The sequence below is a fragment of the Brachyspira pulli genome (genome assembly GCF_036997785.1).
GTDB classification, from domain to species: Bacteria; Spirochaetota; Brachyspiria; order Brachyspirales; family Brachyspiraceae; genus Brachyspira; species Brachyspira pulli.
The window spans coordinates 46,431-68,736 of record NZ_JAWLQI010000007.1 but is presented as its reverse complement, the minus strand read 5'-3'; the positions used below and the strand labels follow the sequence as shown (position 1 = coordinate 68,736).

23 protein-coding genes are annotated in these 22,306 nt (G+C 24.0%); 16 read left to right on the top strand and 7 right to left on the bottom strand.

The genetic code is table 11. From position 1 onward, the window contains the following. Positions 1 to 176: 176 nt before the first annotated feature. On the top strand, positions 177 to 1,058 hold the full coding sequence (locus R4K56_RS03175; RefSeq protein ID WP_335772059.1) for an alpha-1,2-fucosyltransferase: 882 nt from the start codon (positions 177 to 179) through the stop codon (positions 1,056 to 1,058). A 5-nt stretch (positions 1,059 to 1,063) separates the two neighbouring features. On the opposite strand, the gene R4K56_RS03170 is transcribed toward R4K56_RS03175, so the two are convergent. After that, positions 1,064 to 1,756: an ankyrin repeat domain-containing protein gene (locus R4K56_RS03170; protein WP_335772058.1), complete on the bottom strand. Its 693-nt coding sequence runs from the start codon at positions 1,754 to 1,756 to the stop codon at positions 1,064 to 1,066. Between the two features lie 183 nt (positions 1,757 to 1,939). Between R4K56_RS03170 and R4K56_RS03165 the strand changes: the two genes are divergently transcribed. The 7 genes from R4K56_RS03165 to R4K56_RS03135 all read left to right on the top strand — a co-directional run bounded on the left by R4K56_RS03165 (position 1,940) and on the right by R4K56_RS03135 (position 6,868). Next, a complete protein-coding gene (locus R4K56_RS03165; RefSeq protein ID WP_335770236.1) occupies positions 1,940 to 3,511 on the top strand; it encodes an AAA family ATPase in 1,572 nt (523 codons plus the stop codon). Positions 3,512 to 3,533: 22 nt separating this feature from the next. Then, the gene (locus R4K56_RS03160; RefSeq protein ID WP_335770237.1) at positions 3,534 to 4,133 is read left to right on the top strand and encodes a hypothetical protein; all 600 of its coding nucleotides are present in this window, start codon (positions 3,534 to 3,536) and stop codon (positions 4,131 to 4,133) included. Positions 4,134 to 4,374: 241 nt separating this feature from the next. Further along, complete coding sequence (locus R4K56_RS03155) at positions 4,375 to 4,956, top strand: hypothetical protein (protein WP_335772057.1); 582 nt, start codon at positions 4,375 to 4,377, stop codon at positions 4,954 to 4,956. 29 nt (positions 4,957 to 4,985) lie between these two features. After that, the gene (locus R4K56_RS03150) at positions 4,986 to 5,681 is read left to right on the top strand and encodes a hypothetical protein (protein WP_335772056.1); all 696 of its coding nucleotides are present in this window, start codon (positions 4,986 to 4,988) and stop codon (positions 5,679 to 5,681) included. A 3-nt stretch (positions 5,682 to 5,684) separates the two neighbouring features. After that, positions 5,685 to 5,891, top strand: a complete 207-nt coding sequence (locus tag R4K56_RS03145) for a DUF2997 domain-containing protein (RefSeq protein WP_335772055.1) — start codon at positions 5,685 to 5,687, stop codon at positions 5,889 to 5,891. Then, positions 5,888 to 6,298: a hypothetical protein gene (locus tag R4K56_RS03140; protein WP_335772054.1), complete on the top strand. Its 411-nt coding sequence runs from the start codon at positions 5,888 to 5,890 to the stop codon at positions 6,296 to 6,298. The genes R4K56_RS03145 and R4K56_RS03140 overlap by 4 nt, the downstream gene beginning before the upstream one ends. Then, entirely contained in the window at positions 6,299 to 6,868 is a 570-nt protein-coding gene (locus tag R4K56_RS03135) for a 4Fe-4S single cluster domain-containing protein (RefSeq protein ID WP_335772053.1), read from the top strand. A gap of 6 nt (positions 6,869 to 6,874) precedes the next feature. Here R4K56_RS03135 and mcrC read toward each other — a convergent pair whose 3' ends face one another. Together mcrC and R4K56_RS03125 are read right to left on the bottom strand one after the other, a co-directional pair. After that, positions 6,875 to 7,921, bottom strand: coding sequence for a 5-methylcytosine-specific restriction endonuclease system specificity protein McrC (mcrC, locus tag R4K56_RS03130; protein WP_335772052.1), 1,047 nt, complete (start codon positions 7,919 to 7,921; stop codon positions 6,875 to 6,877). 183 nt (positions 7,922 to 8,104) lie between these two features. Next, complete coding sequence (locus R4K56_RS03125; protein WP_335772051.1) at positions 8,105 to 8,251, bottom strand: hypothetical protein; 147 nt, start codon at positions 8,249 to 8,251, stop codon at positions 8,105 to 8,107. 254 nt (positions 8,252 to 8,505) lie between these two features. Here R4K56_RS03125 and R4K56_RS03120 point away from each other — a divergent pair, with 254 nt between their 5' ends. The 7 genes from R4K56_RS03120 to R4K56_RS03090 all read left to right on the top strand — a co-directional run bounded on the left by R4K56_RS03120 (position 8,506) and on the right by R4K56_RS03090 (position 16,797). Further along, positions 8,506 to 8,697, top strand: a complete 192-nt coding sequence (locus R4K56_RS03120; RefSeq protein WP_335772050.1) for a hypothetical protein — start codon at positions 8,506 to 8,508, stop codon at positions 8,695 to 8,697. Positions 8,698 to 8,744: 47 nt separating this feature from the next. Beyond that, a complete protein-coding gene (locus R4K56_RS03115) occupies positions 8,745 to 10,577 on the top strand; it encodes a DUF262 domain-containing protein (protein WP_335772049.1) in 1,833 nt (610 codons plus the stop codon). 14 nt (positions 10,578 to 10,591) lie between these two features. Then, complete coding sequence (locus tag R4K56_RS03110; RefSeq protein ID WP_335772048.1) at positions 10,592 to 12,637, top strand: DUF262 domain-containing protein; 2,046 nt, start codon at positions 10,592 to 10,594, stop codon at positions 12,635 to 12,637. 59 nt (positions 12,638 to 12,696) lie between these two features. Next, positions 12,697 to 14,688 (top strand): NAD-dependent DNA ligase LigA, encoded by a 1,992-nt coding sequence (ligA, locus tag R4K56_RS03105; protein WP_335772047.1) that lies wholly within the window; start codon positions 12,697 to 12,699, stop codon positions 14,686 to 14,688. 160 nt (positions 14,689 to 14,848) lie between these two features. Further along, on the top strand, positions 14,849 to 15,253 hold the full coding sequence (locus R4K56_RS03100) for a hypothetical protein (protein ID WP_335772046.1): 405 nt from the start codon (positions 14,849 to 14,851) through the stop codon (positions 15,251 to 15,253). A 179-nt stretch (positions 15,254 to 15,432) separates the two neighbouring features. After that, positions 15,433 to 16,506, top strand: a complete 1,074-nt coding sequence (locus tag R4K56_RS03095) for a hypothetical protein (protein WP_335772045.1) — start codon at positions 15,433 to 15,435, stop codon at positions 16,504 to 16,506. 21 nt (positions 16,507 to 16,527) lie between these two features. Beyond that, entirely contained in the window at positions 16,528 to 16,797 is a 270-nt protein-coding gene (locus R4K56_RS03090; RefSeq protein ID WP_335760004.1) for a hypothetical protein, read from the top strand. 478 nt (positions 16,798 to 17,275) lie between these two features. Here R4K56_RS03090 and R4K56_RS03085 read toward each other — a convergent pair whose 3' ends face one another. Both R4K56_RS03085 and R4K56_RS03080 read right to left on the bottom strand, forming a co-directional pair. Continuing rightward, a complete protein-coding gene (locus tag R4K56_RS03085) occupies positions 17,276 to 17,851 on the bottom strand; it encodes a hypothetical protein (protein ID WP_335772044.1) in 576 nt (191 codons plus the stop codon). A gap of 12 nt (positions 17,852 to 17,863) precedes the next feature. Further along, complete coding sequence (locus R4K56_RS03080) at positions 17,864 to 18,151, bottom strand: hypothetical protein (RefSeq protein ID WP_335772043.1); 288 nt, start codon at positions 18,149 to 18,151, stop codon at positions 17,864 to 17,866. A 295-nt stretch (positions 18,152 to 18,446) separates the two neighbouring features. On the opposite strand from R4K56_RS03080, the gene R4K56_RS03075 reads away from it, so the two are divergent. Further along, complete coding sequence (locus tag R4K56_RS03075) at positions 18,447 to 18,581, top strand: hypothetical protein (protein WP_335757144.1); 135 nt, start codon at positions 18,447 to 18,449, stop codon at positions 18,579 to 18,581. Between the two features lie 232 nt (positions 18,582 to 18,813). On the opposite strand, the gene fsa is transcribed toward R4K56_RS03075, so the two are convergent. Further along, positions 18,814 to 19,467: a fructose-6-phosphate aldolase gene (gene fsa, locus R4K56_RS03070; protein WP_297296671.1), complete on the bottom strand. Its 654-nt coding sequence runs from the start codon at positions 19,465 to 19,467 to the stop codon at positions 18,814 to 18,816. A gap of 114 nt (positions 19,468 to 19,581) precedes the next feature. Then, positions 19,582 to 21,981: an alkaline phosphatase family protein gene (locus R4K56_RS03065; protein WP_335772042.1), complete on the bottom strand. Its 2,400-nt coding sequence runs from the start codon at positions 21,979 to 21,981 to the stop codon at positions 19,582 to 19,584. Positions 21,982 to 22,306 lie beyond the last annotated feature (325 nt).

The following is a 22,306-nucleotide window of genomic DNA, read 5'->3' as shown; positions in this document are numbered from 1 at the left end:
GATGACGGCATACTAGCATTTGCCACACCTAATGGAAACGGACTCAGCGGTAAATATATTAAAAAACATATTTTCATTAAATATGCATTTAGTTATGTTTATGTGGATAGATTTTAAGTAATAAAGATATTAATTTATAAGTTTTTAATATATAATTTGTATAATAGGATAATTTTATGAATAATGATAATACGGTTATATTAATTGTTTCAGGAGGTTTTGCTGATCAATTAAGATATTATAGAATAGGGAAGTCATTAGAATCATTTTACAATAAAAAAGTATTGTATGATATAAGCTGGTATGAAAAATGCGGCATGGATAATATAAAACTCAATAAAAGAAATTTTGAACTTCTAAATATATTCAATGATTTGGATTTTAATGTTTATGATGTTAATGTTATAGAAGAAAATATTTCTTATTATAATTTTTTTAATTTTGTAAATAAAAGTATTGATAAATCACAATTCTTAAATGTTGTAAATAATACAAAATGCATTGAGGGAATATTGATATTTGAAGAAAAGAATACTAATATAATTTCAGAGTATGGGGAAAAATTAAAATTATCAGATGTCCTTAAATTATTAAATTATAATGAAATACTTAACCTTGATAAATATTTTATTAATATATTGAATGATGATAATAAAATATTATGTGATGATATTATTAATACTGAAAACTCTATAGCATTGCATATTAGAAGAACAGACTATATTTACAGCAGACTTTATACTGATATAGATATTAATTATTATAAAGAAGCTATTGATATAATACAAAATAAAGTTAATGATAAAGTAAAAGTATTTTTATTTTCAGATGATTTAAATTGGGTTAAAGAAAATATAATACCATCAATAGAAAATATATATGATTATAAGATAGCAGATATAAATGATAATGAAAGAGGGTATTTTGATTTTTATTTAATAAGTAAATGCAAATATCAAATATCCTCTTCAGGCAGTTTTTGCAAAGTTGCTTATCAATTTAATACTTTTAAAAATAAAATATTAATAACCCCAGATAATATAAAAGATTTATTATAAACAATTTAATTTGAATATTTTTTTAATATGCGGCATATATTGTTTACTATTTTTGTATTATTAATATCATAATCATTGCTTTTTAAATATGCATAAACATCATCACCGTTATTATCTTTTTTATTAATATCAGCATTATGTTTTAAAAGCTCTTTTATAATATTTTCTTTAAGCATTAAGGCAGAATACATTAAAGCAGTAGTTCCATTATTATTTGTATCATTAATATTTACATTATTGTCTATAAGAAGTTTAACTATACTTTCATCATCATAGTTGCATGCATATATTAATGCAGTAGTACCTTCATTATTTTTAGTATTAACATCAGCATTATGATCTATAAGAAGTTTTATAATATCAGTTCTTTTATAAAATATTGCTACAAGTAAAGCATCAAAGCCTTGTTTATTTTTGATATTCAAATCGGCATTATTTTTTAATAAAAGTTCTGCTATATTATAATGTCCGTAAAATGAAGCAAATATTAAAGCAGTCCAATTTTCATTATTAATCAAATTTACATCAGCATTATTTTTTATTAATTCTTTTGCTATGTCGATTCTATTGAATATTGAGGCAAGCATTAAAGGACTGAACCCTTCATCATCGAATGAATTTATATCAATGCCTTCATTAAGACATTTATTAAATGTGTTTAAATCACCGTTTTTACAGGCTTCAAAAAAAATTTTCATTTTTTAATTCTTCACAATTAAAATATATTATAATAATTTATCATATAATTGCAGTATTTAACAAATGGTTTTATTTAGCAGTAAAATAATATTATAAGAATATTCTTTATATATTGATGATTTACATATATTATTAAATATGATATACTGTATCATCGTAAAATTATATATAGGGGGGATATAATGCTCAATCTAAGTCTTTTAATACGTTCATCTATAAATATAGTTCAAGTAATAAGTTATGAAACAATGAGAATAGAAGGTCAAATATCTCATACTGCGGCAGAGTTAAAAAGGGATTGGTATAAATGGAATACTGCTTCAGGACTTAAAAAATTTGATAATAATACTAAAAATTTCAGAATCATTGAAAACACAGAAGATAACAGAGCTGTGCTTGATTGGTATGAAAGTGATGATGCAAAAAATTCTATAGTAATACTTGAAGAATTTGATTTGCAATTAGGCGGATATAATGGAATACAATGTAATCCTTATTTGGTTAGTAAGATGAGAGACATTGCCATATCAAATTATACAGACAGAAGTTTAATACTTCTTCAAACAAAAAGAGGTCTTCCATTAGAATTGGAAAAAGATGTTTATATAGTTGATGTTGATTTACCTCAAAGGGAAGATTTAGGAGTAATATTTAAATCCACCTGTAAAAAATATAATGTAAGCCCTAGCGGAAATACAGATAAAATAATTGATAGTGCATTGGGCTTAACAGTAATGGAGGCTGGACGTGCATTTTCTAAAGCTATAATTCAAACAGGAAAATTAACAGAAAAAGAAATATCAATAATAATATCCGAGAAAGAAGCAATAATTAAAAACAGCGGACATTTAGAGTATTATCATCATAATGAAACATTAGATGATATAGGCGGACTCGATGTTTTAAAGAATTGGTTAAGAAGAAGGGGCAGAGCTTTTGAACAAGGAGCTAAAGATTACGGACTTGAAACACCTAGAGGAATACTTCTTTTAGGAATACCGGGAACAGGAAAGAGTTTATGTGCTAAAGCAGTTGGGGCAGCTTGGCAGTTTCCTATTATTAAACTTGATATGGGTAAAATATTCGGCGGAATAGTAGGGGAGTCTGAAAGCAATATAAGAAAGGCTTTAAAAATAGCTGAGGCAGTTTCACCTTCTGTTCTTTGGATAGATGAGATTGAAAAAGGTCTTTCCGGTATGCAGTCATCAGGTGCTACTGACGGAGGCACTACTTCAAGAGTATTAGGTACTTTCTTAACTTGGATGCAGGAGAAGAAAAAACCTGTATTCGTTGTTGCAACTGCCAATAATATATCAGGACTTCCTCCAGAGCTTTTAAGAAAAGGTCGTGTTGATGAGATATTCTTTGTTGATTTACCTTTAAAGCCAGACAGAGAAGAAATAATAAAAATACATTTAGGAAAATATAAAAGAGACCCAAAAAATTTTGATGTTTCAAAGATTGCTGATGAATGCGAATATTTCTCTGGGGCAGAAATAGAAGAAGCTATTAAAGAGGCATTATTCAGAGCATTTGATGAAGGAAAGGAAATAACAACAGACCATATAATTGAAGCTATGAAAAAAACTTATCCTATATCAAAAACAATGAAAGAGAATATAAGCGATATGAGAAGATGGGCAAAAGCAAGGGCAGTTTTGGCTTCATCTAATGCTTGGGAAGAGGATGCTGATTCAAAAGGCAAACCAATACCTCAATTAAAACAAGAGCAGTATAATCCTTTTATTCAATAACATAAAAATAGGAGTTATTAATATGAAAGAAAAGATAGATATAATTTTAAAAAATGATGTAAATGAAGATGCTTTTATTAAAGCTGTTAGAAAATTCGGATTTAAAACTGTAAGAAATTATGATTTAAATAAATCAACTTTTGATAATGACAATTTGAAATTTACTTTGATTAAGAAAAAAGATAAATTCAATATAATTATAGATAATCCTGATGTGAATTCATTGGCTAATTCTATGGGAGATTGTGTTAATAATATAGTGAACTTCCTCTTAGAAAATAAAGCTGTAAATGAAGAAGATCTTATTAAAAGAGAAATAGTTTTGGATAAGAAAAAAAGTTCAAGCATGCCAAGCGGAGCAAATGTACAAAAGATGATTACTAAAAAAGATAAAAAGATAGAAGTAAAAGATATTTATGATTTTCCTGAAGATTATCCAGTAAATACTGATGATATTATAGAAAGTATAAGCGGAATAGAAAATGAAGAGCCTAATCAAGTTGTTAAAAATATATTTCCTTTTCAAAAAGAAGATAATAAAATAAATATAAAAAGTTATGAGAATGCTGTAAAATATTTTGTTAAATACATATTTGAAGAGTATAAAAAAGAATTAGATTAATAAAATAATTAAAGGGTTATTCTGTAAATAATTATGAATTGTATTAATGAATAGTTTTTTAACTTTTTCATTAATACAATTTTTTAAATAAAAATTGTTAGTGCTTGTTTAAATTTATTTGTCAGAGTTTAAAAATAAATATTTTTATTTAAAAAAATTATTATTAAAATATAAGCGTCAATTTTTGTCATAGGCATTAACTATAATTAAGTTAAATAATAAATAATAGAGGTTTAACTTTATGGATATTTTTGAACTTATTTGCAATAGTATAGATGATTTTGATGACGGCTTTGAAAATGTTTTACAGTCATTGAATGAAAAAATAGAAGGCAGTGAGAACAAATCAAGAAGAAGTGTAAGGAAAAATAATACTGCTGTAAGAAGCCGCAGAAGAAATACAGCAAGAAGAAAAAATAATAATATAGAAAATAACAATATTGTAATTGATGCTGATGATACTAAAGAAATAAAATATAATATAGAAAGATTAAAAGAAAATATTAATAAGTTAAAATATAAAGCAGATTTAAAATTTAATGAAATAAAAGAGCTTATAAAAGATTTTGATTATGCTTCTAAAAAGAGCTATGAAGAATCTTCTATAGAATTACAAAATAATTTACAAGATGAATTAAAAAAAATTGATAATATAAATAATGATGAAGATTATAAAAATTACATAGAAAGTGTAAATAATATAATAGCTTATATTAATAATCTATATAAAAGTGCTTATTATAAAAAGAATAATAAGTCCTCTTTATCATTTTTGATTGGAGATGATGAGGATATAATAGATTTGATAGCATATATAGATTAAAAAAATATATAATTTATTGGGGGTATATTATGAGAGATTATTTTGAAAATAAAACTGTAGATGAAACTTTGAATGATTTAAAAAATGCTTTTAATAATTTTTATAATTCCAATAAAGAAGCATATTATAATTTTATGGAATACGTTGATGATATAGAAGAAATTGCAAATGATGTGGCAGATAAGTTAAATGATATTGCTGATGATATTAATGATATAACAGATAATTTATTTAATGGCGGGTATGATTATAAAGAGAGCAGAGAAGAAACAAAAGAAAATAAAGAGTATGACAAACAATATAAAGATAAAAATTCAGAAGCTAAAAAAGAAAATAATAAAATAAAAATAAAGATTAGTATAAAAGAGTTAAAAGAAAAAATAAATTCTACAATAGATAAAGGCAAAATAAAATTAGATGAAATAAAAGAACTTATAAAAGACTTTGATTATGCTTCCAAAAAAACTTATGAAGATTCATATATTGAACTTGAAAATAATTTAATCAATGATTTTAATAATATAAACGAAATAAAAAATTATAATGGACTTATTGATTTTTTGGAGAAATTTAATAAAGTTATAGATTATATAAACAATCTTTATAGAAGTGCTTATTATACTAAGAACAATAAATCTTCCTTAGCATTTTTGATAGATGATGAGGAAGAAGAACTTAATTTAATAGAGAAAGTAAATATAGAAGATTTCAAAAGGGGGCAATAAAAAATGAAAGAAGAAAGAATTACAATTACAATCAATGAAGATGGAAGCCTTAATGTGAAAACTGAAGGCTTAAAGGGCGAGGCTTGTTTAGATGAAGTTAATGCTTTGCTAGATGAGGTAGCAAACATAAAAGAAATTAAAAAGACTGATGAGTATAATCAAAGAATCAATACTCAAAATCAGCATATACAAAGAGGAGGAGTAAAATGAGCTGTTTAGTTAGAACTACTACACCTTTTATTAATGAAGAAATACTTTTAGAGGCTTTAAAAAATTGCGGTTATCAATATGAATTAAGGGGAAATAAAATTTATCTGCCTGAATTGAATGTATATAGAGAAACATATTTCAAATTAGTTAATGGTAAATATGTACTCAGTTATGATAGCTATAATGTTAATATATCTTCATTGCTTCAAAAATTAGAAACAGAATATAATAAAGTTTATGAAAGAAAGTTAGAAGAAGAAAGAGAAAGACTTGAACGTGAAAGACTTGCATTTATAGAGGCACAGAAGAAAGCCATTACAGAAAAAGCAAAGGCAAAGGGCTATAGAGTAATGGAAGTAAAGAAAGATAATAAAATTCAGCTTACTTTAGTTAGAGAAATTAGATAAATGCGTATAGCACATATTAATAACAGTTCTTACATTTATGGTTTTGGAAATAGTTTTGTAATATGGACTCAAGGCTGTAAATTAAAATGCAAAGGCTGCTGGAATGAATCTATGCATGATTTTAAAGGCGGTGTTGAAATAAGCATTAATGATTTAATTCAAGATATAAAAGACTCCGTTTCCAAGTATAATATTGATAATGTTACTATACTTGGAGGCGAGCCTTTAGAACAATTAGAAGAACTTCTAATATTAATGCAGAATATAAAAAATCTTAATCTTGGTATCATACTTTATACAGGATACGAAAAGAAAGAAATTGAATCAAGCGATAAAATAAAAATAATGGAGTATCCGGACATATTAATATCAGGAAGATACATAGAAGAACAGAGAAATATTAATAATCATCTTTATGGTTCAGAAAATCAATTAATGGAATTTTTAACAGACAGATACAAAAAAGAAGATATTATAAACGGCACTTATGTTGAAATAGATATTGACAGCAGTGACGGCAGTATAAACATGTATGGATACCCAGATGATTTTTTTGATTTAATTAAATAATAAAAATTAAAAGTAGTTTATTAGTTCTATTAATTTATTTTTAATTTCTTTAAAATCAGAGTTTAAATTTATTGTATTAACTGAAAAATATTTATCTTGTATTTTATATTCTTTGTTAATATTGTCAGAGCATAGAGGATAAAGTAAAACACCTTTTATAGTTTTAAATTTTTTATTGACATTACTCATATAAGAAAACATTTGATATAAATGCGAACTTCTTATTGAAATTTTATCATTATTTTTTATTAAAATATTTTTATAAAATTTTGTATCTATTATGAGGCATTTTTCTTTATTATAAATCATGATATCAGTTTTCATTATAGGTATATATTCATTATTATTTATCTGCCACTTAATAGATTTATTTTTTACTTTTATATTTTTATTATTTCTAAAATGCATTTTATAAAAGTTTAAAACAAATTTCTCATAAAGTATATGCATTCTTTTTTCTTCATTAAAATCAATAAAGGAATACTCATCACTATTTTTATTAACTATTAAATGTTTATGTATGAATTTACAAATATTAATTATAATTTTGTAATGCATATTATTTCTATTGTATTTTAATGATTTGAAAGTGCTGTTATTAACATTTATATTTTTTATTTTTATAAAGTAATGATTTAATTTTATTAGTTTCTCAAGAATATCGTTATCTATATTTTTATAATTTATAAGTTTGTTTAAAGTTGATTTTATTATTTGATTAAAAAGTATATCATTAGAGAGAATATTATAACTGCATACCAATTTTTTATAATTGATAGTATTTCTTTTTATAGATTTAGAAAAGTTAATTTTTCCTTTTAATACAGATAAATCTTCTTCTAAAGTTATATATCCTTTATAAAAACCTCTTTTAATTAATTTATCTAAAAACATATTCAGAATATAAGCCATAACATTATAAATATTATCAAACTTTTCATCTCCTAAAATTTCTTTTTTATCATTATCTTCATCAATAATATTCCAAACATTCCAAGCATAAGAGAGCATGTAGTATATATTTTTAATAGATATTTTTATATTGTTACTCATATTCTAAAATTATATTCAATAAATTCGTATACGCTTCTCAAAAGGCGATATTTTACACTTGCACTTTTTGGTTCTTTGACTCTGTCCGCCTTTGGCGTGCGGCGGGAAAAAGAACAATATAAAAATTGACAAAATTAAAAATTTTCAGTATATAATTGATTTTGGTATTTTAAAATTGAACTTTTATATATTACTTACACTATTGATAATATCTTTTAATTCGTTAAAATCAATAATTACATTAGGATAATTACTATCTAAAACAAAATAAGCCAATTCAATATTATCTTTTTCAAAATTAAAATATAGCTCAACTTGATTTAAAATCATTTCTTTTTTTGTTTTGCCTCTATATTTAATAGAATTTTTTCTCTAAGTTTTAAAGAGCTATGTATATCGTCTTTAAATGCTTCAATAGTTTTATTCATTTTTTCCTATATTAATTTTTGTATTGGCGATGTTTTTTATTTTTTCTTAATACTTGAAGGAATTTTTACTCTCATATTTATCCCCTTAAGATTTAAGTATTGAATTCAGAGCAATTTATATTATAATAAAATTAATATAAAGTTCAAGAGGTTAATATGTTAGAGGATTATAAATTTAAAGTAGATGAGATATTAAAAAATGGACAAGCTAAATTAGTGGAAGTTACAAAATCAGATGACGGTAAAACACAAGAAAAAAGAGAAATAAATTTGAATGAGCTTAACGGAGAAGGATATGAAATTGTAAAGTTAATGCTTGAAGATTTAATAATCAGATACGGTAAATAATGTAATTTATTAAAATATTTAACAACAAATTTTTACTAGGATATGCTATGTATAAAATTACTTTAAAAGATTTATTTTCTACAGAACATTATTTTATAATACCAAATTATCAGAGAGGATATAAATGGTCTCAAGATAATATTAATGTTTTATTATATGATATAAACTCAATATATGAAAATGATAAAAAAGAACATTGTCTTCATAATTTAACTGTAATAAAAAATAAAAAGAATAATGCGGAATATATAGAAGTTATAGATGGTCAGCAAAGACTAACTACTATATTTCTAATTTTTAATTATTTGAAATATAAATATAATGGATTAAATATTAATTACACATTAGATTATCAAATAAGATGGGAAACTAAACATTTTTTAGATAATAAATTAAATGATGTAATAAAAAAAATAACAAAAGAAGAATATGAAGAATCAAAAGAATTATTTGAAAGAATAAAAAATACAAAAATAACTAATGGTAATTATGAAAGTACATACAATAAACAAGATATATACTTTATTTGTAATGCTCTATTTTCTATAGATAAATGGTTTAATGATAATCCTAATAATAACATAATAAAAAATTGTGATAAAATTTATTTTTATGAACATGATTTGACAAACAGACAAATAAAAGGTGAAACTATATTTGCTAACCTCAACAGCGGAAAAATAGATTTAACTGATATAGAATTGATAAAAGCAGATTTAATAATTAATATAAGCAATCAAAAATTAATAAATAATAATGATGTTTTAATAAATGAAATAAGAAGTAATATTGGAAGATTATGGGACGAAATGGAAATTTGGCTTAGTGAGGATAAAGTTTGGTTTTGGATAACTAATGGCAATAATAGTAAAAATTATATAAATAAACTGCATATATTATTTGAATTATTACTTGGTGAAGAAAAAGATAAAAAAGAAGATATGTATGATATATATAAAAAACAATTAAAAAAAATGTCTTATGAAGATATATTAGAAAAAATAAAATATTATTACTATACAATAAAGAACTGGTATTATGATAATGATTTTTATCATTTAGTAGGTATTGCTATAGGTATAGGAATCAAATTAAAAGATATAATAGAATTATCAAAATATAAAACAAAAAATAAGTTTATAGAAAAACTAATAGAAGATATTAAATCAAAAATTAATATATATACTTGGCATAAAAAAATATATGTAGGAGATTATTATTATAATGATTTAAATTATTATGATACAGGAGACTCTATAAAGCAAATATTTTTATTACTCAATGCATTGGAAGGATTTAGCAATGATCATTTTAATGATAGCTTTAGATATAGATTTGATTTGCACCATAAACAAAAATGGTCTATAGAACATATACTTCCGCAAAATCCAAATAAAGAAAATATTGAGCATTATTTAAAAGATTTAATTTTATATTTAATCAATATGAGTAATAAACAATATAATGAAAGTATTAATAATATACAAAATAAAAATATTAAAAATTTAATTGAAGAATGTCGTGATGAAAAAGAAATTAATGAACTAAAAATAAATGAATTTATAAAAAATAATAAGGATTATAAATCTATACGAGATGCTATTGATAATTTAGGTTTTATACATTCGATAGGGAATTTAGCTTTGTTAGATAAAAATACAAATTCAGCATTTAGTAATAGTATATTCAAATATAAAAGAGATGTATTAATAAAAAAAATCACTAATGAATGTGGATTTATACCTCCTTTAACTTTAAAAATATTTTCAAAAAATTTTGATGGAGCCGACAGAGAAAAAGAATATTGGACTCATAATGATTTTGAAAAATATACAGAATATCAAAAAAATAAATTAGAAGTATTTTTTAAGTTTAAATAATCAGAGGTAACATTATGAATAGTACATATAAATTAATGAATTTATTAGAAAATAACTTAGTTATACCTGAAATACAAAGAGATTATGTTTGGGGAAATAATGAAACGGTAGTTAAACGTTTTTTAAATAATATAAAAAATAATAAAAAACTAGATATAGGATTTTTTTATTCTTATAAAATTTATGATGATAGTTATGCTCTTATAGATGGACAGCAAAGAATAACTACATTAATATTACTATATTGGTATTTAAATATTGAAAAAGAAAAATTACAGAACTTTAAATTTAAAGTTAGAGAAAATTGCAATAATTTTTTAATACGATTATTAAAGTCAAATAAAAATGATATAGAAAATTCAATACAAAATAGTCAATTAAATTTAAGCGAAAAAATAAAAAATAGTTCATGGTATTTAAGTATTTGGAATGATGATCCCACTATTAAATCAATGCTGAAATCTCTTGACATTATAAATAAGTTTATAGAAGAAAATAAAGAATATGATATTAAAAACAATATTAATAATATTACTTTTACATGTCTGGAACATAATAATAGAGATATAGAAACTAAATATATACTTTTAAATAGCAGAGGCGCCACTTTAACTTTAGAAGAACAATTAAAACCAATATTAATAGAAGATATAATAGACATACAAACAAAAAATGAGTGGCTTGAAAAATGGGATAAAGATTGGCAGGATATTTTATGGGAATGCAGATATGATAATATTTATGATAATAAATACATATGGAATGCAGTACTTTACTGGGTTAGAGATATTTTTGTAATAGAAAAAACAATTTGTAAAAAAGAAAATATAAAAAAAGATTTGAATAATTTAGATTTTGAATATGATTTGATTAGCATATCAGGAAATGAGAATAAAAAATATGTTTTAGATATATTGGATTGGGTTATTCCAACATTAAATTATATTAATAAAAATATAGAAGATATAAAAAAAGTTTATGAAACAGAAAACTATAATGATTTGGAATGGATATTAAAAGGTAAAATAGATAGCAAATATAGTTTAGAACATAGCTATAAAGTTATGATATATAGTGTTTTATTCTTATTCAAAGAACAAAAAGAAGAAAATATTTCAGAATTGGATTTAGAAAAAATAAGAATATTTAGAAATCTAGTATTAAATACAAATATAGACAGTTCTAACATATATAATGCTATATCATCTTTAAAAAAATTATCTAAAGCTGATTCTATTGAAAAGCTAAAAGAATTATTATCTAAATCATTAACGGCGATAAATAATGAGCAGAGAAAAGAAGAACTATTAAAACTTAAAATATTTGATGAATATCCTAATTATAAAAATATTATATTGGATATTGAGAAATCAAAATTATTCAATGGAAAAATAAAAAATATATTTATATTAATGCTTTCTAATAGTACATATGATATAATAGAACTTTATAATAAAAATACAATTTTTACGAATGAAAATATTGAATCTTTATTTAATCATTTAAAAGCTAATGATTCTGATATTTTTCAAAAACTATTTGCAAGGTATGAAGAAATTGATAAACTAAAGATTAATATATGGGGTGAATTGTTGTTTGAAAATAACGTATATAAAAGTGATAATAATTATATATGGATAGAAACTGATGAAATTTGCGGAAGTTTAGTTTTGAATTATTTATATAATGAAAAGAAATATAAAGATATTAATGATTTTTTATTTAAGAGAAGAAAAAATAAATTGAAAGAAATTAATAAAAATATAAGGGATATAAAATATATAGATAACCCTATACATCAATTATATATTATATATGTATTATCTTATGATAGAGAATATTTTATTTTCGATGAAATAAAAAAAGATAATAAAAATTTTGGTGTATATGGAAATGAATTTGAAATACCAGAAGAGGAAAAATACAAAGCTGAAAAATCTCCATTTAATAAAAAATTATTATTTCAAAGCTATCGTTATCAATGGAGAGGAGGACAGCCTTATGTGTCATTCGATAATGCAAAAGCAATTAAAGAATTAAAGAATACTTATGAAATATAGTTATTTTATTTTTATAAAATTAAAGTATAATATTTTAACAATTAAATAAGGAAAAAAACATGAACATCGAAGAAGCTAAACAAAAAATTGAACAATTAACAGAAACTATTAATTACCATAATAAACTTTATTATACAGATGATAACCCTGAAATAGAAGACTATGAATATGATAAACTTTTCAGGGAATTAGAAAATCTTGAAAGAGAGTTCCCAGAATTAAAAAAAGATGACAGCCCTACTAATAAAGTGGGAGGTACTATATTAGAAAAGTTCGAGAAATTTGAACACCCTATTGCTATGTACTCACTTTCTAATGTTATGAATGAAGAAGAATTCTTGGAATTTGATAATAGAATGCAAAAGGAACTTAATCAAAGTAAGATTAAATACACAGTTGAAAATAAATTTGACGGTCTTGCTTTAGAACTTATTTATGAGAAAGGAAAACTTATAGTAGCAAGCACAAGAGGTGACGGACAAGTTGGAGAGAATGTTACTAATAATGTTAAGATGATGAATAATGTTCCTAAAAGCATAAAAGAGAAAAACAGATTAATTGTAAGAGGTGAGGCATTAATAACAAAAAAAGATTTTGAGGCATTAAATAAAGAAAGAGAAGAACTTGAAGAAATCCCTTTTGCTAATGCCAGAAATGCAGCTTCCGGCGGATTAAGACAATTAGATAGTGCTGAAAGTAAAAAGAGAAGATTAAAATTCTTTGCTTATCAGATTGCCAATTATAAAGATTTTGATTTAACTAATGAATATAAATCAATGGAGTTCTTATCAGAATTAGGATTCACAGTTGAAGGCGTTCACCCAAATATTGATGCTAAAAAAGTATTAGAAACTTATTATGATATACAAGAAAAAAGAAGCAAAATGGATTATGAGATTGACGGACTCGTAATAAAAGTTGATGATGTTAAGCATCAGGAGAAATTAGGATTCTTGTCACGTGCTCCAAGATTTGCAGTAGCATTCAAATTCAAGCCTGAAGAAAAAGAAACAGTATTAAAAAATATTGAGGTTCAAGTCGGACGTACCGGAGCATTAACACCAGTTGCTAAATTGGAGCCTGTTCAGGTTGGAGGCGTTACTGTTTCAAATGTTACACTTCATAATCCTAACGAGATAAAATCAAAAGATATAAGAATCGGTGATACTATTGTAGTTATTCGTTCTGGAGATGTTATACCAAAGATCACAAGAGTAGTATTAGAAAAACGTCCTGCTGACAGTAAGCCTTTCGAGTTCCCTAAAAAATGTCCTGTATGCGGAGGCGATACTGCAGTAACTGACGGCGATGTAATTGTAAGATGTATTAATGAAGAATGTCCAAGTAAGATTACAAGATATATAGAATATTTTGTTTCAAAACCTGCTATGAATATGGAGAGAATAGGAAAAGAGTGGATTGCAGTATTTACAAAAAGCGGACTTGTTAAAACTCCAGCTGACCTTTACAAGATAACAAGAGATGATTTATTTAAGTTTGAAAGAATGGGCGAAAAATTAGCAGGATACATGCTTGAATCTATTGAGAACAGTAAAAACACTACTTTAAAAAGATTTATATATGCATTAGGTATTCGTCAGGTTGGTGAAACTACTGCTGACTTACTAGCTAAATATTTCACATCAATAGAGAATTTCAAAAAGGCTACTATTGATGATTTACAAAATATTGAAGGAATAGGCGAGATCAGTGCTAAAAGTATTTACGATTTCCTTCATAATGAAAAGACATTAAAACTAATAGATGATTTACTTGCTGTAGGGGTTAATCCGGTATTTGAAAAAGTTGTAACAGTGGAATCTCCTCTTACTGGTAAGAATGTTGTAATAACAGGTTCAATAGAAGGCTTTACAAGGAATTCTGCAAAAGAAGCTGCTGAAAGATTAGGAGCAACTGTTCAATCTGCTGTATCAAAGAACACAAATATTTTGATTGTAGGTGAGAAAGCAGGAAGCAAACTTAAAAAAGCTCAGGATTTAGGTGTAGAGATCATGGAAGCTGATGAGTTTATAAAGCTTGCTAATGGCTAATTTTTACTAAATTATATTTGTAATATAATTTAATAATATAAAAAATATAATATTATAAATTATATATAAAAAATCCATATTAATAAATATAAAATGGCTTGACAAGTATCGGTTTTTTAATTATATTATATTATATAAATATAATTAAAAAGGAGTTTTTATGTTTGGAATAGGAAAAACAAAAGTAAAAACAGAAGAAGAGTTAAAAAAAGCCATTAAAGATGAAGTAGATACAATAGAAATAACAGGTGATTTAAAAAATAAAATTATAAAAATTAAGGCTAAAGGTAAAGTAGGTTTGATAGTTGGTATAGGTTTAATATTAATTGGCGGGGCAGCAACCATTCTTAGCGGGGGATCTGCAGCTCCTGCCACTATTCCTGGTATGGCGATAGCGAAAGCTGCTCTATTACCACCAGCTGCTGCAGCGGCTGGCGGAGGAAGCCTAGGAGGATTAATCAGTGCTTTAGGAATAGGGTCTGTTGGAGCATCTATGCTTAATTCTTTAAAAAAGTATGAGATAAAAGAAGAAACAGATAAAAAAATTGTCTTAAAAAGAAAATAATTATCTATTTTTATAATAAATTAGAATACATAAAACTAAAATAACTATAAATAAAAGACTGTAGATAAAAAATATTTGCAGTCTTTATTTTTTGCTTTTTATATAAAAATATTCTATTTATTATTGATATTTAATTTTATTTGTATATAATATTAAATATCAATAAAATAAGGTAAAATATGGAAGAAAATATAATTAATAACACACAATTTGATTTAATAAACAGCAAAGAAGAAAGAAAATATTTAGCTGAAAATTTAAATAATTTTAGTATTCTAAATTTAAATAATTTATCAGATGAAGATAATTATATTGTTAAAGGAGCTTCAGAATTATTAAAAGCTGCCATATTGTCAAGTGAATCATCTAAATTATTTAAATCAAAATGTCCTTTAATTGATAGTGAAAAAACAAATAATTATATATATGCTAATGTATTTGAATATCTCATCTTAAAAATGAATGAAAAATTAGAGTGTATCATCAATAAACTTGAAACAGATGAAATATTAATACAAACTGAAAAAGAAAAAAAACAGAAGGTTAGAGATATAATAAGTATGGTATGTCGATTAAAATCAGCAATAAACTCAAGCAGAATAAATGATGATTTAGAAGAATTAAATACATTAAAAGAACAAGCTCAAGATTTTAATAATTATTATATCAAAAAATATGAAAATATTTTTGAACAATTTCCTAATGAAATACATTTTTATTTTCCTCTTTGTTATTTTTATTATTTTCCTCCTATAAACTTGATACAATATATAAGAAGAATAAAACTTTTTGAGAAGTTATTTAAAGAGTTTTATTTAATCAATAATCTATATGAACTTTCATTAGAAACTTTAATTTATATTAATATAGCTTTATGTAATTATTATATAAAGACTTCAAACTTTAAAGAAGCAGACAGTATTATCAATGAAATGTTTGATTCTAATAGTTTATTTAATAATAATGTAAAAAAAGTAAAAGATATGCAGAAAATAAAATCAGAGGAGCCTAGAGGTTTTGTAGGGCAGAGGTGGGAGTTTACATACGGACCAGCATATTTTGACTTTCATAGAGAACAGGCTAAAATTAGGATAAAAGCGGATGCATATTTAAAAAATAATTTCTGCTCTTATATAGAATTATTAAGAGATATTAAAAATATAATGAGCGAGGAAATATATATTTTAGAGATAAATGATATTAAATATTTGATATTCAAAAATAATTTATATATAAATGATATTGGAATTTAAACTAACTAGGAGGTATTTTTTATGATTATTAATCCTTTAAGATCACCTATTGAACTATCTATATTCAAATTAAATGTGAGAAGAAAATTAATTAGGGATAAAATATTCTTAAAATCATTATCTTCAAAAGTTAATAAAATGACAGACAAACAAAAGCAAAGTAAACTTTTCAAATATCAAAAGAAGAAATATAAAATAGATGAATGTATTGCCGAAGTGGAAAAAGAGATTAAAAGGCGAGAGGAACAGTTAAAACTTTTAAATGCTGTACAGTTTGTAACTTGGATTTAAATTTTTTAAACGCACGGTAAGCTAAATTTATAATATAATAAAATTTGAATTCTAAATAACTTTATATTTATAATTATGTTTTACGTGCGGTGTGTAGATTTTAAATTTAAAATAAATTAGGGTGGGTGTTAGAAAATCTTTTTAAATAAAAAGGAAATAAAGATAATATTCAAAATTAGATTAATAAGAAAGAGGGTGGGGAGTGAAAGTAAGTTTTAAAACTTTATTTACATTTGCCCGCCCTTTATTCTTTATAATAAATTTAAAAATTTTTTGTTCTAATTTTATTTATAGTTACAGTAAAAAAGCATGCCCGCCCAAGTTTTTATTATATTTAGAATTTATTTAACGCACGGTTAATGTATTTTTATTTATAATGAGAATTGTATTATTGATTGATTTATATTTATAATTTTGTTCTGCGTGCGGTTAAGAATATAAATAGGGAGGAACTTTTAAAAAAATCCCTCCCCGAATGTTAATAAAACTCTACGGAATTTATTGAATTGGCAATGTTATACAAAGAGTCATACTCATTGTCTAATGGAAATGTATAATTTAATACAAGATAATTTGAATTCTTTGATTCAAATATTACATAAAATAAAATTGTATCATCTAATTTTATTTTATATTGTATATTCTTGTTTCCATTGATATAAAAATAGTCTTTTAATATATTGTTTTGATGCTCCATACTGTTTATGTAGTTTATGAGTTTTTTTAAAGAATCTTTTTCAGCTTTCATATAACCTACTAAACATGTAGTTCTAGTATTTTCTTCTAAAAATATACTTTCTATATTATATAAATCTTTAGCATATCCTGTATTTTCTATTATATAATTTTTTTCTTTTGCTGATAATTTAACAGCATTATTCAAAGGCATAAGTTTAGCTTTTATTGACTGTATATCATGCTTATTATTATATGATACATTATTACCAAAACTTAATTTCTTGAAATTTATATTTTTATCAGAAAATATATCATTATTAAAATGATTAGAGCATGAAATTAAAAATAGTGTTAATATAAAATATAGTGTTTTCATTTTTGTATTTTCTTATTTTCTTACAGTTACAGTTCTGCTTGTAAAACCAAGTATTCCAGTAAGTAAGTTAATAAAGAAATCTCCGGCATTACTTCTAGTGTATATTTCATAATTTTCAGCATTGCCTGCTAGTCTTTCAACATCAACATCATTCATAGGTACAGCTCCACAAAGTGCGTACCACTGTTTTCTTGTTACAGTAACTCCTGTTTGCGGTCCATTTCCAATTAAATGCCTATGCTGAGCACAGGATAAGGCAAATATTGAAACAGCCAACAGTAAAATTATAAATTTCATCATAAAAAGCTTCTTAAATATTATGGATTTTCACTTATATAGTGAACATTGTTCAGTTTAACATAATAAGTATGTTTGTCAATGAAAAACACTAAAAATAAAACATTAATACTAATTTGTTCAGTTTGCTTATTAGTAAATAATCTTAATAAAAAATTAGTTAATAATTTTGTAAAAATTGATTGCATATTTTTATAAAATTATTATATTTTTAATATAGATATGTGATAAACAGTTACAATAAAAAGTAATTATATCACATATAATCCAATATAATTTTTTATAATGGAGGTAAATTATGGCAAATTTTGTAAATTATAATTTTTATTTTTTCACAGATAAAGACTATGCATTGTTACTTAAAGAGTATAATGAAATCATTCAGAAAAGTTTTAAATCAGAGGCAGGTAATAAAAATATTAGTACTTCATAATAGTTTTTATATGAAACAAAATCAATGATATGATATTTATAGTTTAGTATTTAAATTTCCAATTGAGTTTCTTATTATCTGTATTACAACTCATAGCATTTCTTGAAAGACAGTATATTTGTAAGTTTTAATCATATTTCATTGGTTTTGTTTCATAAAAAAAGAGAAATATTATAAAAATACTTCTCTTTTATAAACGAAAAAAATTATTGAAAATCAGATATGTATTAAATTATTTACCAAATACTGCTTCATAATCTTTTTTGAATTTTTCAATACCTTGATCAGTTAATGGGTGTTTAGTCATTTGAAGTATAACACTGTATGGAACAGTAGCAATATCAGCACCAGCTAAAGCACATTCAGTAACATGTATTGGGTGACGTACACTTGCAGAAATAATTTCAGTTTCTATAGCATGAGTAGCAAATATTTCTGAAATAGTTCTTATAAGTTCAAGTCCGTCCATTGATATATCATCAAGTCTTCCTATGAAAGGAGAAACATAAGTAGCACCAGCTCTTGCAGCAAGTAATGCCTGATTAGCAGAGAATATCAAAGTAACATTAGTTTTAATTCCTTCTTTAGAAAGAACTTTTACAGCTTTTAATCCTTCATCAGTCATAGGGATTTTAACTACCATGTTTTTATGTATTTTAGCTATTTCTCTAGCTTCTGCTATCATATCTTCAGCTTTTACAGTAGTAGCTTTTACTTCACCAGATATAGGGCCGTCAACAATAGTAGTAATTTCTTCTATAGTTTTTTTGAAATCTCTTCCTTCTTTAGCTATTAAAGATGGGTTAGTAGTAACACCGCAAATAACTCCCATATCATTAGCTTTTCTAATTTCATCAACATTAGCTGTATCTATAAAAAACTTCATTTAAAAGTCTCCTTAAATAATTTATTTTGAATGCTATTATATATCTTAGAGTATATTTTATCAATAAAAAATTATTGTCTTTTTATATGATTAAATCAAATAAATACTTAAATATCATTTATTGGTAATATCTTTTATCAAATCATAATAATGCTTTTTACCTTGGAAAATATCCTGAGATAATATTCTTTGAGCATTTTCGTATTTAAATATTGTGAGATTTGATACTTCGCTTTGATCTATAGGAGAATCATTTGTAGTATAGTAGAATTTATTATAAGTGCTTATTGTATCTTCTATTTTTTCTTTATATAACAATGATATAACACTATTGGTATAATCGATATTTAAGTTCACTGCTATAAATAATGGTATATTTTCCGGAGTGAAATTTTCATTTGCTTTGTATGCTCCGTTAGTTCCGTCCCAAATTAAAATAGGTGAAGGCTTATAATCATTTAAAAAGTTCTGTTTTATTTTTTCATCTAATTTTGAACGTTCTATTATAGCTTTTAAATAAGGGTATAAATGATCATGTTTAAATATTATAATGGCATTTGGAGAATGTTTTAATATTGTATCTCTTATTTCTATAATATTTAAAGCAGTCATTGCAGAGTTATCAAGAGTTTCTATTATATGCAGTTTATCATTTCCTTCAAAATTATCTAAAAACTTTTTATTATTATCAGCTATATTTAAATCATTCGATAAATGCGAATCAGTATGTCCTAATATTGTAAATCCTGCAGCAAATACAGGAGTTTCTAAATTTGAAATATTTGTGCTTAAATAAGTATTGATATTAGTAGTGCCAAGTCCGAATATTTGAGATTTAAATCCTATAGAAGGATAGAATGTTTTTAAATTATAAGTGTTCAATGCTTCTTCCAATGCTATAGTATAATATCCGTTTCTTGAAAGTAAATCCGGGAGTGTGTCTCCTATTTTATCTGATTGAGTTTTTGGATAAAGAGGACTTGAGGCAGTAAGTCCTGCAAGTCTTGCATAGAAGCTTCCATTGTTAACATTAGGTGCTATTTTCCTTGAATTATTAGCCCATTTTCTATATTCTTTAGTGAATGGATCTTTTTGAAATAGTTTTGAAAAATGTGAATAATCATAGAAGGATTCTAAGAATATTAAATATACATCTCTTTTAAAACTATTTTTAAGTTCTTCAATTTTTACTAGATTGTTTGTTATAGTGTTTTCAACATTGCTTGCTATATTAGGATAATTATTTTTTAATATGTTTATATAATCATAATCTATTTTTTCATTGTTATATATAAAGTTTGTATCCGATTGATTGCTTAAAATTGAAGTATTTAATTTTTCAAGTTTTTCAATTTCATTAAAAATATTTTTTGTTGATTTTAAATAGAGTACTGATACATCTCTTTTTGATTGATAGTCTTTTAATAAATCAATAGAATTTGAAACGAGTTCTTTACTTGGTTTTATTTCATTTAGCCTATCATAATTTATTCTATAGTTGATAGTATTTATTATACCTTTCCTGTTGGCGTTTCTTACAAAATCAATGCTCCATATATCTATATTTTTTGGATTGAAAAATAAATAAAATGCTATGAATATAATAGAAGCACTCATAACTAAAGCTGCTATTTTGCTTTTCTCTTTAAACATCTTATATATATTGTATATAAATAGTACTATCAATAATATTATAACAGCAAAATATATTATACTTACAGTTATAGTTATTATTTTCAAATACATAGGAAGTACTGTAATAAGCGAGGCATAAAGATTTGGAATATCAGAAAATAGTATAACCATATTAAGAACGGTTAAACTTATTGATTCTATTACAAAAAATGAAAATATTGATATAACACAAAATGAGGCAGTTAATATTATTTTAAAATTTTTATTCTTTATAATAGGATAATACTCAAGTAAATTATATGCTATCATTGTAAACATATAAGTATACAAGAAGTCATATATATTAAATTGAAGCTTCATCATAGAACAGGAAGGCATTATTAATTTTGTTACTAGAATATAAAGCAAGCTATTTAATATAAAAAATAATATATATGCTTTATAGTTTGATATTATATTTGGTATTATATAATGATAAAGTATAGGGAAAAGTATTATCAAAAATAATAAGAATAACAGCACTTCTTTTTTTATTTTTAATTTGTATTTTATATTTTCTATTTTATCATTTTCTTTTAATTGTATGTTGTTATCATCAATCACTAAATTACCATAGAAACTTCCGCTCCATCTTATATTAGTAACATGGTTCGGCATTTCATTCGTATTTGGAGTTACTCTATATATTTGATTATTTTTAAATATGTTGCTTTCAAATTTTAATTGGAAATAGTATTTGTTTTCTAATATATGATTGAAATTTGATAAATATCCTTTCCTTTCAATATTTCCAAGTATTGTGAAAGTAATGAAAAAGATAATTATTAAACTTATAAATATTAAATATGATATTATAAAAGTTTTTTTATTTTGCTTCATTTTGATAATTTTACTTTTTGATTTTAATATTATAACAGTAATGTTTATTGAAAGTTAAATTAAATTTTGCGATGTACATTGGGCATAATATAAATATTTTAATAAATAGTATATACCTAAACAACTATATTTTGTCAAAAATAAATTTATATTTTTTTTGATATCTGGGGCTTTGCCCCAGACCCCACTTCTTTTGGTGCCCCAAAGAAGCTATATCCTCGACAGGCTCGGATACGCTTCGCGAAAGGCTACATTTGGTCTTTAATTTAATAAAATATCTTACATGTAAGACGTTTTTAGTATGATTTAGTACTAATTTTATACT